Genomic DNA, 18,014 nt, shown 5'->3' on the forward strand with positions numbered 1-18,014 from the left:
TATGAAACAACAAACAAAGAGACTTCTTAAGAGTTTATGTATGGCTGTCGTTGTCGTTTTATTAAGTGCTGTCGATCCGTTGGCCGGATATGCGACAGAACGTACTATAGATATAAAGCATCTGGGCGAAGGACAAAGCATTGTCCGTGTGGATGCGCAAGCCAAGTATTTGTTGCTTCCGGTCGAGGAGTCCTCGCCGGAATCCAAGTTATATATGATTGTCGATAATGACGTGGTACGGACTTTCAATGTTCGTTTGGCGGTGAATAAGGTGGATTATTTCGTTCCGGTAGATCTATCAGGGTATGCGGATAAGCATATCTCCTTCAACTTCCAGCTTGCCCCGGAATCGGCTCTTTGCTGGAAAGAGATGAAGCTATCCGATCAGTTTGATTCGTCTAACCGGGAGAAATTCCGTCCGGCCTATCATTTCTCGCCGGCTTGGGGATGGATGAATGATCCGAACGGCATGGTATACAAGGATGGTGAGTATCATTTGTTCTATCAATACAATCCGTATGGCTCGATGTGGGGGAATATGCACTGGGGGCATGCGATCAGCAAGGACTTGATTCATTGGGAGCATCAACCGGTGGCGATCGCTCCGGATGCCTTGGGTACGATCTTCAGCGGTAGCTGTGTGGTGGATAAGGATAATACCGCCGGTTTTGGCGCTGGCGCTATCGTGGCTTTCTATACCTCGGCTAGCGACCGGCAAGTGCAGAGTATGGCCTATAGCTTGGACAACGGCCGGACGTTCAGGAAATATGACCGGAATCCGATCCTTACTTCTACGCAACGTGATTTCCGTGACCCGAAAGTCTTCTGGCATAAGGAATCCAATAAATGGATCATGGTACTCGCCGTAGGGCAGGAGATGCAACTCTATTCTTCTCCCAATTTGAAGGACTGGACGTATGAGAGCAGTTTCGGAGAAGGACAAGGAGCGCATGCGGGCGTTTGGGAATGCCCGGACTTGATCGAGCTTCCGGTGAAGGGTACGGAATTGAAGAAGTGGGTCTTGATCTGTAATATCAACCCCGGCGGTCCGTTTGGCGGCTCCGCTACCCAATATTTCGTAGGTACGTTCGATGGGAAACAGTTCGTGAATGAATCTCCGGCCTTGACCAAATGGATGGATTACGGCAAGGATCATTACGCTACGGTAACTTGGAGTAACGCTCCGGAGGACCGGAAGATCGCCTTGGCTTGGATGAGCAATTGGGAGTATGCGAATAACGTGCCGACCTCGCAATACCGGAGTGCGAACTCGGTTCCTCGCGACTTGGCTCTTTATACGAAAAACGGGCAGACGTACTTGAGCAGCACCCCGTCTCCCGAGGTGTTGAAGTTGAGAGGGAAAGCCCAGAAGAAAGGTTCCTTCAAGGTAGACCGTTCCCATGAGGTCAATCCGATACTTTCCGATCATACGGGAACCTATGAGATCGAGATCAAGTTTAAGAATAACGGAGCCGATATCATGAGCTTCCAGTTGTTTAACTCGAAAGGCGAGGAAGTGGAGATGTATTATAATCTTCTGGATAATACGTTCACGATGGATCGCCGTAACAGCGGGGCTACGGATTTTAGCAAGACATTCGCCACGGCTACCTCGGCCCCGATCTCCGCCGCTAAGGAATATACCTTACGCTTGTTGGTAGACAATTGTAGCATAGAGGCCTTCGACGGGAATGGAGAGTTTGTCATGACCAACCTAGTCTTCCCGGAAGAGCCGTATAATCGCATTAGTTTCAATGCGAAGGGAGGAGCGTTTACGGTTACGTCATTAACCATTTATCCCTTCAAATAATTAAAAACAAAATATATCATGGAAAAGAGTAAACCTGTAGTAGTAGGCATTGGTGAATTATTGTGGGATGTTTTCCCGGAAGTGAAGAAAGCCGGTGGAGCGCCGATTAATTTTGTGTATCACGCTACCCAATTAGGAGCGGGAGGTTATGCGATCAGTGCCGTGGGCAACGACGTGTTCGGAACCGAGATTATTCAGGAATTGGATAAGAACGGTATCGATAGTAATTATATCAGTACGGTGGAATATCCGACCGGAAGCGTGATGGTAGAGCTAAAGAACGGCATCCCTTCCTATACGATCATCGAAGGTGTGGCATGGGATCATATCCCTCTTACCCAAGCGTCTATCGATTTGATGAAACGTGCGGACGCCGTATGCTTCGGAACATTGGCGCAACGTGCCGCGGAATCTCGTGAGACGCTTCGTACCTTACTTTCTTATATGCCTAGTCATGCCTTGCGCTTTTTCGATATCAATATCCGTCAGCATTTCTATTCGAAGGAGCTGATCGAATCGTTGCTCGAATTGGCGAACGTATTCAAGATCAATGATGAGGAATTGGAAATGCTTCGCCCGATGTTTGGTCTGGAAGGCACGATAGAGGATATGTGTCGCTGGTTCATGAAGAAATATGGTTTGCGCTATTTGGTACTTACGGCCGGGGCGGAGTATAGTACGATCTTTTCCGAGGAGGAGGTCTCTACGATTCCTACCCCGAAGGTACAGGTGGTAGATACGGTAGGCGCCGGCGATTCTTTCTCCGGGGCGTTTATTTCATCGATCTTAACCGGAAAACCTTTACGTGAGGCACATGAGAAAGCGGTAAAAGTAGCCGCTTATGTTTGTACGCAGAGTGGCGCATGGCCTGCTTACCCTAAAGATTTATAAGCCATGAGCGAGAAGACTTCATCCTTGAAATTGATTCCCGTGATGTTGGCGTTCTTCGCCATGGGATTCGTGGACTTAGTGGGAATCGCCTCTAATTACCTGAAAGCGGATTTAGGCTTGAGTGATTCGGAGGCGAATATCTTCCCGTCGCTTGTGTTCTTCTGGTTCTTGATCTTCTCCGTCCCGACGGGGATGTTGATGAACCGTATCGGGCGGAAAAAGACCGTGTTATTGAGCTTGATCGTAACGTTTCTTTCACTGGTGATCCCGATCTTCGACGACGCATATATGGTCATGTTGATATCCTTCTCCCTGTTGGGTATCGGCAACGCTTTGATGCAGACTTCCTTGAACCCGTTATTATCGAATATCGTAAGCGGGGATAAGCTAGCTAGTTCCTTGACGTTTGGCCAGTTCGTGAAGGCGATCGCCTCCTTCTTGGCGCCTTATATCGCCATGTGGGGTGCTACCCAAGCGATACCGTCGATGGGACTCGGTTGGCGTGTCCTTTTCCCGGTCTATATGGTGATCGCCGTGATCGCTATCCTGCTATTGGGAACTACCTCTATCCGTGAGACCAAAGAGGAGGGGCGGCCCTCTACCTTTGGCGAATGTCTGGCTTTGCTGGGCAAGCCTTTTATCCTGCTTTGCTTTATCGGTATCATGTGCCATGTGGGGATCGATGTAGGGACGAATACGACCGCCCCGAAGATCTTGATGGAACGTCTAGGCATGACGTTGGCCGACGCAGGCTTCGCCACGAGCCTGTATTTCATCTTCCGTACGGCGGGATGCTTCTCCGGGGCTTTTATCTTGCGAAAAGTCTCTCCGAAAGGATTCTTTGCCTTTAGTGTTTTCTTGATGTTATTGGCGATGATCGGTCTGCTGTTCTTCCATTCGAAAGAGATCATCTATGCTTGTATCGCCTTGATCGGCTTTGGAAACTCGAACGTCTTCTCCATTATTTTCGCCCAAGCCCTGCTTTCTATGCCGAATAAGCAGAATGAGGTGTCCGGCTTGATGATTATGGGACTGTTTGGCGGCACGATCTTCCCGATCTTTATGGGCGTGGCATCCGATATGTTGGCTTCTCAAGCAGGGGCAATACTGGTGTTGTGCGTGGGCGTAGCCTACTTACTATTCTTTACGCCTAAGTTAAGTAAACGATAATAGATACGGATATATTTTTTGTCGGATCTATATGATTTCTTCGTTCGCCGCCGCCGAATGATCGTTCGTTGCCACTGAATATATATTCGCCACCGCCGAACGATCATTCGGCAGTGGCGAATTGAGAATAGATCCGTATGTGCGGATCTATTTATGGAGTCTTGTGAATCTTTTCTTCGGTAGTATTTTAATTATATGCTTGCGGAGTTAGAAATCTTTATTACTTTTGTTAATTAAAAGATTCGCAAACAAAAAACGTATATTTATGATAGATACGAAACAATTGATCAAAGCAGGGGAAGAGAAGATGACGTTCGCCATTGAGTATCTGGACGAGCAATTGTCTCACATTCGGGCTGGTAAGGCTAATCCGAAAATCCTCGATTGTGTGAAGGTAATGTATTATGGGGCGCCTGTTCCTCTTACTAACGTGGCTACGGTGACGGTTCCGGACGCACGGACTATCATGATCACTCCGTGGGAGAAGAAGATCATCCGCGATATTGAGAAAGGTATTCTGGATTCTGAGTTAGGTATCACGCCGGAGAATAACGGTGAGGTGATCCGCTTAGGTATTCCTCCGTTGACTGAGGAGCGTCGCCGTCAATTGGTGAAACAATGTAAGCAGGAGGCGGAGAACGCGAAGATCAGCATTCGTAACGCTCGTCGTGACGCTATCGAGGCTTTGAAGAAAAGCATCAAGTCTGATGGGGTTCCCGAGGACGTAGAGAAAGACGCCGAGGCAGAGGTTCAGAAAATCCATGATAAGTTTATCAAAAAGATCGATGAGCTTTACGCCGCTAAAGAAAAAGAAGTAATGACCGTTTAAATAATTGAAAGTTGAAACTTGAGAATTGAGAATTAAGGAACCCCATTGAGTCCTTATTCCAATTCTCAATTTTCAATTCTCAATTTTCAATTCTCATGAGGGGACTGGTAATAAAAAACACAGGTAGTTGGTATACGGTCCGTACGGAAGACGGGCGAGATATAGAGAGTAAGATCAAGGGTAACTTTCGTCTGAAAGACATAAAGAGTACCAATCCGGTCGCAGTAGGAGACCGTGTCGTAATCGATATTAATAAAGAAGGAACCGCTTTTATTACAGAGATCGAGGAGCGTAAGAATTATATCATCCGTCGTGCCTCTAACTTATCGAAGCAATCGCATATTATCGCCGCAAATTTGGATCAGGCGATGCTGATCGTTACAGTGAATTATCCTATAACAACAACGATATTTATCGATCGCTTCTTGGCGACAGCCGAGGCTTATCGTGTCCCCGTTAAATTAGTTTTCAATAAGATTGATCGTTATAATAATGAGGATCAAAGAGCGTTGGAGAATTTAATCGAGTTGTATACCTCGATTGGTTATCCCTGTTCGACGCTATGTGCCCGGACCGAGGAAGGTTTGGATGCCTTGAAAGCGGATCTAAAAGATAAGATTACGCTTTTGTCCGGTCATTCGGGTGTCGGAAAATCCACGATTATCAATAAACTGGTGCCGGGGGTGAATCTCCGTACCGGTGATATCTCCGAATATCATAACAAAGGAATGCATACGACCACCTTTTCCGAGATGATTTCTCTTCCCGGGGGAGGCTATTTGATCGATACTCCGGGTATCAAAGGATTTGGAACGATCGAGATGGCGGACGCTGAGATCTCCCATTATTTCCGGGAGTTGTTTAAATACTCGGAAGAATGCCGTTTCAATAACTGCACGCACCGTCATGAACCGGGCTGCGCCGTCATTCAAGCCGTTAACGATGGGCTAATCAGCGAGTCCCGCTATAAAAGCTATCTAAGTATCTTGGATGATCGCATGGAAAGCAAGTACCGGGAAGAATTCTAACACTTTATTACAACATCAAACGGCCGGCAGGCTCATACCGGTGATTTTACGGTATAGATCGAGCGCATATACATCGGTCATGCCGGAGATATAATCGAGTACGCATTGTATCTTGCCATATGTAGTAGGAGCGTTCGTGTCATATTGCTCCGGTATCCGTTGTAAGAGTAGTTTGCTGTAAGCATGCTCTTGGTTCATCACGGCCTCGGTCAAGCTGTCGATCAGATGGCTGAAAATATGATAACCGGCTAATTCAATGTCGAGCACTTCTTTTGCCTTATATATTTTCTTGTATGCTGTAGCCGAGCAATTAGCGTAAGCCTGCTTGGCTTGATCGCATATGTTACTGATTAACGGAGTGCTGTAGGTACCATTGAGGATGCTTTCCTCGTTCTCTAAAAAGACACGGGAACATTCATCCACTAATAGCCCGATAATACAAGAACGCAGATAGGCGATTTGCTCATTGGTATCGTCTACCATATGCATGACCTTGCGGATATGCTCCAACCGCTCTCCTTCGAAAAATCCCAATAATAGTTGTATGGCCTCTTCGGTGGTCAGGATATGTAGTTTGCAAGCATCTTCTATATCCATAATTTGATAGCAGATATCGTCTGCCGCCTCTACTAAGTAAACTAACGGGTAACGAAGAAATTTGTCCGGGGCTTCCGGGCTATGTCCGATCCCTAGCTCTTGGGCGATTTGCAGATAACTTCCCTCCTCCGATTGGAAAAAGCCGAATTTCCCTTTCTTTCCTGAATAGATGGATGCGTAAGGATATTTGATGATAGAGGCTAATGTGCTATATGTTAAGGCAAATCCCCCTTTCCTGCGCCCAATGAACTGATGGGTCAGCAACCGCATGGCGTTTGCGTTACCTTCAAAATGGACGAAGTCTTCCCAGCGTCCCCGTTCCTTCCGTACTTTCTCTTCTAGTTTTCGCCCATTCCCTTCGGAGAAGTAAGCGGAGATCGCTCTCTCTCCGGAATGCCCGAATGGAGGGTTTCCCATATCATGGGCAAGGCAAGCGGCTGATACGATGGAACCTATCTCTGGGAAGTTGATACTGCCGTCCGGATATTTTTGCATAAGTCCTTTCGCTACGTTATTACCCAATGAACGTCCTACGCATGATACTTCCAGACTATGTGTAAGTCGGTTATGTACAAAGATACTTCCCGGCAGGGGGAACACCTGTGTCTTGTTTTGTAGTCTTCGGAAAGGGGATGAGAAAATCAAACGGTCATAGTCACGCTGGAAATCAGTTCTCTCATGTTTCCGCTCGTGATACTCTTCCATCCCGAAACGCTTGCCGGATAATAGCTGGGTCCAGTTCATAGTCAATACATTAATATATATATCGCAAATGTAGAGATAATCTGTGCAAATCATTGAATATTTGTGGAAGAAATTAGAATTAATGCTTACTTTTGTAATGTATTCGCTTTTGCGAGCATTATGCTAATGTGCATAATAAAACGGTGTTGTAACTTTTTAGAAAAAGATCGAAGCGCAATTGGAAAACAAGTTCAAACTATTAGAGATGGTGTATGAGATGGCACCTGTTGGGGTCGAAGTGTATGATAAGGATGGGCACTTGATCGACTGCAATTCCTATGACATGGAAATCTTTGGTATTGAGCAAAAGGAGGATTTTATTGGGGCTGGCGTGACATTGTTTAATAATCCAAACTTCACGATCCAGGATCTTGAGCTGCTATCGAAAGGTGAATCTATCCAACGAAATATAGTTTACGATTTTGATGTGGTGAGGAGCTGTAATTACTATCCAACCTCAAAGCGTGGATACATTCATCTGGAGCTCAAGGTGTCTCCAATGATGGATGAGGAGATGGCATTGATGGGTTACGTGGTAGTCATGAACGATGTGTCTTATATCAAACGGCGTGAGTTGGAGTTGGAAGAATACAACTTAAAGACAGAACTTGTAAATAGAATATGTAATATCATACTTTGGGAGTATGATCTTGATAGGCGTGTGCTGAACGTGTATTCGGGAGATAGTATTATCCCTTATGCGGATATTAGCCAAGAAACCTATCTGCGATACGTACATCCGGAGGATCGGCAAAAGGTGAAAGACGTGTTCGTGAAGGCGGATAATTTAGAGTTGGATATCATTCATCTTGCGATTCGGTTCCAGTCTCCGGATATGGAAGGTGTCAAGCAGATTGTGCTGGATGGCGTTGCCGTCAAGGATGAGAAAGGACGGATAATCAAATATACCGGCATACGCAGGGATCTTAGTGAGTGGGCGGAGCTGAATGAGCAATTGATGCAACAGAATAAGATCAATAGCCTTATCCTCAAGAATATTAATTCGGGGTTGGTCTATATGTCCTCGGATTGTATGATTAAATGGTCTAATCTTGATGAGTTTGCTTCCTTAGTGAAGAAAATGGGAGCTAACTCTCATCAGCCGGGCGATTATTGTAACAGGATGTTGGGTGGTAAGTGCACAGGCTCTAGCCGTTGTCCGGTAAAGAAAGCGATCTCGTTGAATAAGATACAAAGAGATGAGTTTAAGTATGGTGACGATACTTTTGTGAATTTTGTTACTATGCCCGTGTGTGATGATGACGGTAAGGTCTTGGGGGCTTTGCTTAAGCTGGATGATATATCAGAGCATAAGAAACTGTACTTGGAATTGAATCGGGCGAGGGAAGAGGCCTTGTTGTCAAATCAAATATTGAATGAGCTTATAGAGAAAATGCCGGGAGGCATGTATATAAAGGAAACTAACGATGAGTTCCGATATTTAAGGGCGAACAAGGCGTTTTGCGAGATAGCTGGCAGGGAGCAGCTTGAAGTGATAGGGCATACGGATTTCGAGATTTTTGAAAAGGAATTTGCGGAGCAATATCATATATATGATTTACGTTTGGTGGCAGGAGAGACGGTCGTCTCTTACGAAAGTTCTCCGGTAATTAATGGAGTAAAAGAATATTGGCATGTGACGAAGTCGATTATTAAGACTCTCGATGGTAATACCGTTATCCTAGGGATTGCGAATAATATAACGAAGCTTCGTGAGAATATAGAGTTGAAGGCCGCAAAAGAGAAAGCGGAGCTATCCGATAAGCTCAAGTCCGCTTTCCTTGCGAACATGAGCCATGAGATTCGTACTCCTCTGAATGCCATCATTGGATTTTCGGAATTGGCCATAGAGACGGAGGATGAGGAGGAAAAGTCGCATTTTCTCGAGATCGTGCGATCCAATAATGAGCAACTGCTGAGATTGATTAATGATGTGTTGGATTTGTCGAAGATAGAAGCAGGCTTCACGGGCTTTAAGAATAAGGAGTTTGATTTAGCGGCCTGTTTAGAAGAATTAGAACATACTATGCGCCCACGGGTCACCAATCCGAATGTCATCTTTAAGGTGGTAAGCCCTTATCGCTACTGCGTGGTTCGATTGGATAAGAATAGATTGATCCAAGTATTTACAAATTATATGATTAACGCCATAAAGTTTACCGAAGCTGGACAGATCGTAATGGGTTACGAATATGTAGAAGGCTGTATCAGAGGTTATGTGAGCGATACGGGCATCGGCATAGATGAAGATAAGAAGAAGCGGTTGTTCAACCGTTTTGAGAAATTGAATGATTTTGCCCAAGGTACAGGATTGGGACTTTCTATTTGCAAGGCCTTGGTTGAAGCGCAAGGTGGGGCCGTTGGTGCCGATTCCGTGGAAGGAGTTGGTTCCACTTTTTGGTTTACTATACCTTGCGAGGCTGTTCTCGAATAAACATAATAAAGTAACCTGTACATTTTTTCCTTAGTATTTAGGTGACATCCCTCCTTCTCAAAGGGCTTGCTAGATATTGGCCAGTTCATTGCCACTACATTATTTTGTATATCGCCTATATGGGTAAAATGTATAAAGAAACATGAATTTACGGAATATTGTATTAAGTGTATTTTTCATTAGTTTTGTTAGAACTAATTTGATTTAACAACTGTTGTGTCAAAGATAGAGGGAGAAGAAATATCTAAGTGTTATCGCAAACACCTTAAAACATCAAGAATGGTCTATTGTTTTTGGAATATTCACTTGTTTTTATAGAAGTTTTATATATATTTGCTCTACGTAAGACAAAAAACAACGTAGTTCTAACAAGACTAAGTTGTTATAATTATGTAAAATTAGATAGCTTAGTTTTAAACAAAATATGAATGGTTTTAAATTTATTAACTTGCCTAAACAATCTAGCTTTATGAGGAAGAGCTTATTATTGTTTGTGCTGTTCTGTATAGGAACATGTACAACTGTGCTATGGGCACAGAAGAAAGTGAGTGGCGTCGTTATGGATAAGGACGCTAACATGCCGTTGATTGGCTGTAATGTTGTAGAGAAAGGTACAACAAATGGTACGGTTACCGATTTGGACGGTAACTATACATTGGAAGTAGGAGATAACGCGACTCTCCAATTCTCTTATTTAGGTATGTCTACTCTTGAGGAACCTCTAAATGGACGTACGGTTATTAATGTAGACATGGTTTCCGACTCCCAGAAAATCGACGAAGTAGTCGTGACAGCTATGGGTATCCAACGCAAGGCAAAATCCTTGACCTATGCTACCCAACAGGTTAGCAACCAAGAGTTGACGCGCGCGAAGGATGCCAATATGATCAATTCGTTGCAAGGAAAGGCCGCCGGTTTGGTAATCACTCCTAATGCGACAGGTGCCGGTGGTTCTTCTAAGATCATACTTCGTGGTAATAAATCCGCATTTGGAAATAACCAACCTCTTATCGTTGTTGATGGCATTCCGATGAATAACCCGAAAACGACTCAGCTGGAAGGTGAGTATGAAGGTCGTGATGGCGGTGACGCTCTGGGTAACTTGAATCCGGATGATATTGCTAGCATGAACGTTTTGAAAGGAGCTTCCGCTGCTGCTCTGTATGGTAGTATGGCCGCCAATGGTGTGATCATGATCACGACGAAAAGAGGACGAGATGGTGCCGCTCGTGTAGATTTTTCTTCTAATATTACGATAGAGACTCCGCTGGCCGCTCCTAAATTGCAAGGTCGATATGGTGCTATTAAGAATGGAGATCAATTGAGTGCTAAAAGCTGGGGTGAAAGAATTAATGACAATGATTCAGAAGCTAAGGATCGTTTGAACGACTTTTTCCGTACGGGATCTACATATATTAACTCTATAACTATCAACGGTGGTACAGAGAGAGTTCAAAGCTTTATGTCCTATGCGAATACTACAGCTTTGGGTATGTTACCGACTAATGATTTTCAACGTCATAATATGACCGCTCGTGAGACTTTCAAATTATTTAAGGATCGTTTGACTTTAGATGCTTCTCTGTCTTATATTACTCAGAAAGCGACTAACCGTCCTCATGGTGGTACTTATATTAATCCATTGACAGGCGCTTATACATTTCCGGTAAATGGCAATTGGCAGGACTATAAAGAAAACTTCGAGGTGTATGACGGAGCCCGTAACTTGAATGCGCAGAACTGGTACACATCATTGGATGATTTCACGGCTAACCCTTACTGGGTGTTGAACCGTATTAAATCAAAAGAAAAACGTGATCGTATCATGGCCTCTATTACGGGGAAACTGAAAGTGACGGACTGGCTGAATATCCAAGGCCGTTTGAGCGTGGATAATACATTCGACCGTTTTGAGCGTAAATGGCATGCCACGACTTATGAGGCTTGGGCTCCGAAAGGTAATGGACGGTATCGTCAAGAGCGTTTTGACGCTAAGCAATTCTATGGAGACTTGATGGCAAATTTCAATAAGACTTGGAATGAGAAATGGGAGTTGAATGCTTCTGTTGGTACTAGTTTTATGCAGACGCAAGTACAGAACATGATCTTGGATAGCGATAAATTGGGCTTGGTCTTACCGAACGTATTCTTGCCAGAAAATATCGGGGGCAATGGTAACCAAAAGACTACGAATCCGAAAAAACGTTTGAACTCTGTATTCGGAACGGTTCAGTTTGGTTATAATGGCATGATTTATTTGGATGTAACAGGACGTAATGATTGGGCTTCTTCTTTGGCCTATACGAATAACTTCTCTTATTTCTATCCGTCGGTAGGTTTAACTCTTTTATTGAATGAAATGATCCCGATGTCTGAGAAAATTAATTTGCTGAAGGTGCGCGGTTCCTATTCTGTTGTAGGTAATGATGTTGAGGCGTATATTACTCATCCAATGGATCATTACAACTTAGGTCAATTGGAGCCTAATACAAAACAGCCGTTTACGGAAATGAAGCCGGAGAAGATGCATTCAATGGAATTCGGTTTGGATTTGGCGATGTTTGATAGCCGCTTGAATTTCGATATCACATATTATAAGACCAATAATAAGAATCAGTACTTCTCTATAGATGCGCCTCTAGCCTCTGGTTATGAGAGCTACTATATCAATGCGGGTAATATTCAGAATACCGGTTTTGAGTCTTCAATCAGCTATCGTTGGGATTTCAACAGTGATTGGAGCTGGAAACCAGAGTTTAATATTTCTTACAACGATAATAAGATCAAGGAGTTATCTGATAAATTGAAAGACGGTGTGCAGCTAGGTTCTGGAGCCGGAGTCCGTTTTATGTTGAAAGAAGGAGGTTCATTTGGTGATATCTATGGTAAGAGCTTGAAACGTGAGAATGGGATGATCGTTACGAATGGAGGCGCTCCTGTATTGGGCGAGGAAGAATATCTAGGAAATGTGAATTCTGATTGGCATATGGGCTTTGGCAATACTATTACTTATAAAGATTTCAATTTATATTTCTTAATTGATGGTTCTTTTGGTGGTAATGTAGTAAGTATGACTCAGAGCTATTTGGATAGCTTTGGCGTAACAGAGGTAACCGCCGACGCACGTGATAATGGTGGCGTTGATTTAGGGGATGGCACCATGATGGATGCGCAAAAGTTCTATGAGGCGACAGCCGGTAAGGATAAGGCTGTTGGCGAATATGTTTATTCAGCTACGAATATCCGTTTGCGTGAACTTTCTCTTGGCTATACCTTCCGTAATTTGCTGGGTGCTTCCAAGAACTTGAATTTATCATTTGTAGCTCGTAATTTATTCTTCTTCTATAAAGATTCTCCATTTGATCCGGCTTTGTCTGTATCTACGGCTAATGGATGGCAAGGTTTTGATTCATTTGGTATGCCTGCGTCACGCAGCTATGGTATTAACCTAAAAGTTACATTCTAATAAAGTTGTTAATTATGAAAAAGAATATATTTAAACAAGTAAAGAATACGTTGCCATTGTGTGCGATGGTAGCCACGGTGGGATTTACAGCTTGTACTAGCGATTTTGAAAGTATCAATACGGATCCTAATGGTATACCGGCTGAGGAAGTGGCTTTGGAGGCTCGTTTCTCTCAGCCTATCACGTCGGTTTATCTGAATTTCCAGAATAGGAATTATGAGTATCAGTTGCAACAGAACTTGAATGCGGATCTTTATTCCGGTTATATGGCGAATCCAACCCCTTTCGGAGGCAATAATAATAACTCTACATATGCGATGAATGAAGGTTGGAATGAGACTGCGTTCAAAGCTGGGGAGTTATATGTGATGAAGCCTATCAGTGTAATATTGGAGTCTACGCAAGAGCCAGATTTTACATCTATTGCAAAGATTATTCGTGTGGAGGCTATGCATCGTGTTGCGGATATCTATGGCCCGTTACCTTATTCTCAAGCGATGAAAGGAGGGTCTAGTGTTCCCTATGATGATTTGAAGACATTGTATGAGACATTCATTCAAGAGCTAAATGAGAGTGTAGATGCATTGACTACTTTTGTGGATGAGGGAAAAGCCTCTTCCGAGCGCTTACAAAAGTTTGATATTGTTTGTGGTTCGGATCATAAGCAATGGATCCGTTTTGCTAATACATTACGTTTACGTCTGGCCATGCGTATTTCCATGGTTGAGCCGGAATTGGCAAAGAGGACTGCGGAGGCTGCGGTGAATCATAAATACGGGGTATTGGTCGCTGGGAATAATGATGTTGAGGTAATTGATGCGTCTTTACAGAATCCGCTACAGGAGATTAATTATGCCTATGGTGATATTCGTGTAGGAGCTTCTTTGGTTTCTTTACTTCAAGGTTATAACGATCCTCGTTTGCCTAAATATGTAAGACCAGTTGGTTGGTTCCAAGAAAAAGGAGCTCCTGCTGATATTAAGGATGGAAGTGGAAAGGCCACTAATAATATAGGTAATTATATTGGTATTCGTCAGGGGATTATTATTCCGGATAAATCTAACTATGTGATGTATTCTACGATAAATATGCCTTCTATCAGTAAGAATACAGATCAGAATGGTAATGGCGAACAGATAACCAACGCATTGCCATGGATGAAAGTTGCTGAGGCATATTTCTTGCGCGCAGAGGGGGCTTTGCGTGGCTGGAATATGGGTGGTACCGCAAAAGATTTATATGAGCAAGGTATTAAGGTTTCTTTTGATGAGTATGGGATCTCTGCCGTAGATTATGCCGCTTATATTGCAGATGATAAGAGTGTAGCCGCTAATCATGTGGATCCATTTAATCCGCAAAATAATATTGAGGGACTTGATAAATGCACGGTAAAATGGGATGAAGGTGCTTCTAAAGAAGAGAAACTTCATAAAATCATTAATCAAAAATGGCTGGCGATGTATCCGGAAGGTCAGGAAGCATGGAGTGAGTTCCGTCGTACAGGTTATCCGAAACTATTCCCTGTAGCAAATAATTTCAGCGCTACGGTTGATGGTGGTATCGCCAATGGCGAATTCGTTAAGCGTCTACGTTTCCCGCGTAATGACCGTAACACGAATGCTGCTGAGGTTGAGAAGGCCAGAGGCTTATTGAATGGACCGGATAATGAAGGAACTCGCCTGTGGTGGGATACCGGTAAGAATTTCTAGGATTTGAGGATGCTTTTTACCGCAAGTTAGAAAAAGTAATATAACGTAAAAGAGAGGGTATTCCATTTGGTGGTATATCCTCTTTTTTGTTGTATTTTTGAGGTACTAAATGTAATGTGTTATGAGAAACAAGTGTGTTTATGTATTGTGCTGGCTGAGTTTGGTTTGCTGGATAACCCCGCTACTCGCTCAAGAAACAAATAAGTTGGCGATCCCTGAGCCGGGAGAGAAAACCTTGATTCACTCAGATTGGTATGCCCGGAAAGCGAATGAAGTGAAAATGGATGGGAACCGGTTGAGCGCGGCGCCTTTGGATAAAACAGGATGGTTACCAGCCCGTGTGCCGGGCACGGTATTGACTACACTTTTGGAGAACCATATGTATCCGGCTCCCGAGTTCGGCTTGAATAACAATCTGATACCCGATATACATGAGGTCGGCAATGATTTCTATACTTATTGGTTTACTCGTCAGTTTAATATCAATAATTTACCAGAGGGACGTAATGTCTGGTTAAATTTCCGGGGCATTAATTATAAGGCGGAAATCTTTTTAAATGGTAAGCGGATCAATCGAAATACCCATGAGGGCATGTTCTTGAGGAAGACTTTTAATATAACCCCTTATCTTCGTACGGATGCCCCCAATGTATTAGCGGTATTGGTTTATCCACCTACACATGCCGGAAATCCGAATGGCGGACAAGGTGGTGATGGGCAGATCGCCCGGAATAATACGATGCAATATACGCCGGGTTGGGACTGGATACAACCGGTACGTGACCGGAATACGGGTATTTGGGATGAGGTCTCTATTACGACAACCGGGCCGGTATGCCTCTCTTCTCCTTATGTCGTGACCAAGGTACCCGGCGTACGTGATCCGGAAACGAAAACTCAAAGGGAGGCTTTTGTGAATACCTCTGTCGAGCTAGAGAATACCGGGAGCACTTCCTTAAAGGGGCTATTGGTTTGTGAGACGAACGGAACCCGCTTAACCCAGCCGGTTACTTTATCGCCATTCGAGAAGAAAACGGTATCCTTGAATCCTTTAGCGGTAAAGAATCCTCGTTTATGGTGGCCTAACGGTATCGGTGAGCAGCCTTTATATGATATGAACCTCTCTTTTGAGATCGGGAATCAAGTGAGTGACCGTGAACGGTTGCGTTACGGTATCCGGGAGATTACTTCCGATAAATGCCCGGATAACGGGGGACGCCGTTTCTTCGTGAACGGACAGAAAATATACGTCACGGGTGGTAACTATATTAATTCCGATTGGCTGCTTCGTCTTTCTCCGGAACGTTATCGGGATGAGGTACGTTTCCATGCGGAAATGAATCTGCGTATGATCCGTGTATGGGGAGGTGCGTTGGTGGAACGGCCGGAATTCTATAACGCCTGTGATGAGTTCGGTATCTTAGTCTTTCAAGATCTGTGGGGCAGTGGTGATTGCAATGGCGCTTGGGAGGATCCGACTAAGATGGATTCCCGAGAACGTCGTTGGGAATATCCCGATAATCATGATTTATTTATCGCCTCCGTGGAAGATCAAGTGAAAATGATCCGTAACCATCCGAGTCTTTGTTTCTGGTGTGGGGCGAATGAATGGCCTTTAGCGAAAGATATCGATCAATGTTTGAGAAAGGAGGTTTTCCCCCGGTTAGATCCGGAGCGTCTTTTCGTGAGTTTCTCTACAGATACGTTGTTTACCCGGAATTATTTGGGGGATAATGGGGATGGTCCTTACGGTATACAAGAGCCGGAATGGTTCTTTAGCTTCCGTTCGCATCCGTTTAATCCGGAAGCCGGATCGGTTGGTTCCCCGGAGGTCGAGAGTATGCGGGAGATGATGACGGAACAGGATTTGGCCGGTTTCCCAAGGAAAGGTTTTACTCGTAATTATACGTGGCGGTATCATAAGGATCTGGGCTATGGCGATCATCTGGAGCGATATGGGGAGGTGAAGGATATCGAGACCTATTGTAAGTATGCCCAAGTCGTGAACTATGACCAATATCGTAGTTTTATGGAAGGCTGGGCCTCTCATATGTGGGATTGGTATACGGGTATCTTGATCTGGAAAACCCAGAATCCATGGACATCCTTGCGGGGGCAAATGTATGATTGGTCTCTCGATGTAAATGCTTCCTTGTACGGAACCCGGAAAGGCTGTGAACCCTTACATGCCTATTATAACCCGGTAACTCGTAAGGCGGGATTGTTGAATACGACTCTGAAAGATTATACGGATTTATCGATTGTAGCCCGTATCTATAATCTGGAAGGCAAACTGCTTTGGGAGAAAGAGACGAGAGCGAGCTCCAAGGCGAATACGGTACAGGAATTATTGGATATCCCCGTTCCGGAAGGGATCAAAGGTGCTTATTTCTTACGGCTGGCTTTGAATGCGGACGTTCCCAATATTTATTGGCTGACAACCGAGCCGAAAGACTACACCAGCTTATCTCAACTTCCGAAGTCAAGACCGGATATCAAGACCGATATCAAGAAGGAAGGCTCGAATTTTGTGGGTACAGTCCGTCTGAGCGCTGATTCGCAGATCTCGTTCTTCAACCGTATCAAGGTTTTTGATAGGGAGACAGGCAAACGAATCCTACCGGTACATTATTCGGATAACTATATTACGCTAATGCCGGGTGACCAACAAGAAATAAGCTTGGAGTTCCCTGCTAATCTGCCGGAGGAGCGAATACAAATCGTGGTGGATAGCTACAATTCTCCTTTGCCTTGACGTACGATCTCGAAATTATCCGTCGTGCAATCTATAACCGTAGAGGCTTCCAATCCTCCGAAACCGCCATCGATTACGATATCCACTTGATGCTCGTATTTCTCGTGTATCAATTCCGGATCTGTCGTATATTCGATCACCTCATCCTCGTCACGGATGGACATGGTTAGGATTGGATTTCCCAAGGATTGTACCAATGTACGGGTAATGTTATTGTCCGGTACACGGATTCCGACTTCTTTCCGGTTCTTGTAAATCTTTGGAAGCTCGCTGCTGGTGGGTAAGATAAAGGTGAAAGGACCGGGCAGATGTTTCTTCATCAGTTTGAAAGCGGCGTTGCTTACCTTGGCGTATTCACTAAGATTAGACAGGTCGTAGCAGATGATAGACAGGTTGCTTTTCTGTGGATTAACTCCTTTCATCTGACATATTTTCTCTACCGCACGCACGTTTAACGCATCACAACCGATCGCGTAAACCGTGTCGGTAGGATAAACGACAAGGCCGCCGTCCTGCAGGACTTTGACGACCTTGTCTATTTCTTTTTGATTCGGATTCTCCGGATAGATTCTCACTAACAT

The 18,014-nt window shown here is 44.3% G+C and carries 11 protein-coding genes; 9 read left to right on the forward strand and 2 right to left on the reverse strand.

The annotated features are described in order from the left end of the window. Position 1 precedes the first annotated feature (1 nt). The 5 genes from ACYIA1_RS17980 (at position 2) to rsgA (ending at position 5,728) form a co-directional block, all read left to right on the forward strand. Positions 2–1,810 carry a glycoside hydrolase family 32 protein gene (locus ACYIA1_RS17980; protein ID WP_480336153.1) on the forward strand — a complete coding sequence of 603 codons (1,809 nt, stop codon included), beginning with the start codon at positions 2–4 and terminating at the stop codon, positions 1,808–1,810. 18 nt (positions 1,811–1,828) lie between these two features. Continuing rightward, a complete protein-coding gene (locus ACYIA1_RS17985) occupies positions 1,829–2,701 on the forward strand; it encodes a carbohydrate kinase family protein (RefSeq protein WP_121961585.1) in 873 nt (290 codons plus the stop codon). Between the two features lie 3 nt (positions 2,702–2,704). Beyond that, complete coding sequence (locus tag ACYIA1_RS17990; RefSeq protein ID WP_211738855.1) at positions 2,705–3,871, forward strand: MFS transporter; 1,167 nt, start codon at positions 2,705–2,707, stop codon at positions 3,869–3,871. Between the two features lie 265 nt (positions 3,872–4,136). After that, on the forward strand, positions 4,137–4,700 hold the full coding sequence (frr, locus tag ACYIA1_RS17995) for a ribosome recycling factor (protein ID WP_211738857.1): 564 nt from the start codon (positions 4,137–4,139) through the stop codon (positions 4,698–4,700). Positions 4,701–4,795: 95 nt separating this feature from the next. Beyond that, on the forward strand, positions 4,796–5,728 hold the full coding sequence (gene rsgA, locus ACYIA1_RS18000; RefSeq protein WP_005867373.1) for a ribosome small subunit-dependent GTPase A: 933 nt from the start codon (positions 4,796–4,798) through the stop codon (positions 5,726–5,728). Between the two features lie 15 nt (positions 5,729–5,743). Here the strand turns inward: rsgA and dgt are convergent, their stop codons facing one another. Next, a complete protein-coding gene (gene dgt, locus ACYIA1_RS18005; protein WP_008772892.1) occupies positions 5,744–7,069 on the reverse strand; it encodes a dGTP triphosphohydrolase in 1,326 nt (441 codons plus the stop codon). Positions 7,070–7,247: 178 nt separating this feature from the next. Here dgt and ACYIA1_RS18010 point away from each other — a divergent pair, with 178 nt between their 5' ends. The 4 genes from ACYIA1_RS18010 (at position 7,248) to ACYIA1_RS18025 (ending at position 17,433) form a co-directional block, all read left to right on the forward strand. Further along, positions 7,248–9,503 (forward strand): PAS domain-containing sensor histidine kinase, encoded by a 2,256-nt coding sequence (locus tag ACYIA1_RS18010; protein ID WP_147379218.1) that lies wholly within the window; start codon positions 7,248–7,250, stop codon positions 9,501–9,503. A gap of 469 nt (positions 9,504–9,972) precedes the next feature. Next, the gene (locus ACYIA1_RS18015; RefSeq protein ID WP_122297482.1) at positions 9,973–12,969 is read left to right on the forward strand and encodes a SusC/RagA family TonB-linked outer membrane protein; all 2,997 of its coding nucleotides are present in this window, start codon (positions 9,973–9,975) and stop codon (positions 12,967–12,969) included. A gap of 14 nt (positions 12,970–12,983) precedes the next feature. After that, the gene (locus tag ACYIA1_RS18020) at positions 12,984–14,678 is read left to right on the forward strand and encodes a SusD/RagB family nutrient-binding outer membrane lipoprotein (protein WP_057319109.1); all 1,695 of its coding nucleotides are present in this window, start codon (positions 12,984–12,986) and stop codon (positions 14,676–14,678) included. 121 nt (positions 14,679–14,799) lie between these two features. After that, a complete protein-coding gene (locus ACYIA1_RS18025; RefSeq protein ID WP_480336154.1) occupies positions 14,800–17,433 on the forward strand; it encodes a glycoside hydrolase family 2 protein in 2,634 nt (877 codons plus the stop codon). Here the strand turns inward: ACYIA1_RS18025 and ACYIA1_RS18030 are convergent. Further along, positions 17,412–18,014, reverse strand: coding sequence for an L-threonylcarbamoyladenylate synthase (locus tag ACYIA1_RS18030; RefSeq protein ID WP_005867379.1), 603 nt, complete (start codon positions 18,012–18,014; stop codon positions 17,412–17,414). The genes ACYIA1_RS18025 and ACYIA1_RS18030 overlap by 22 nt on opposite strands.

The sequence above is a fragment of the Parabacteroides sp. KHUB-02 genome (assembly GCF_056640955.1).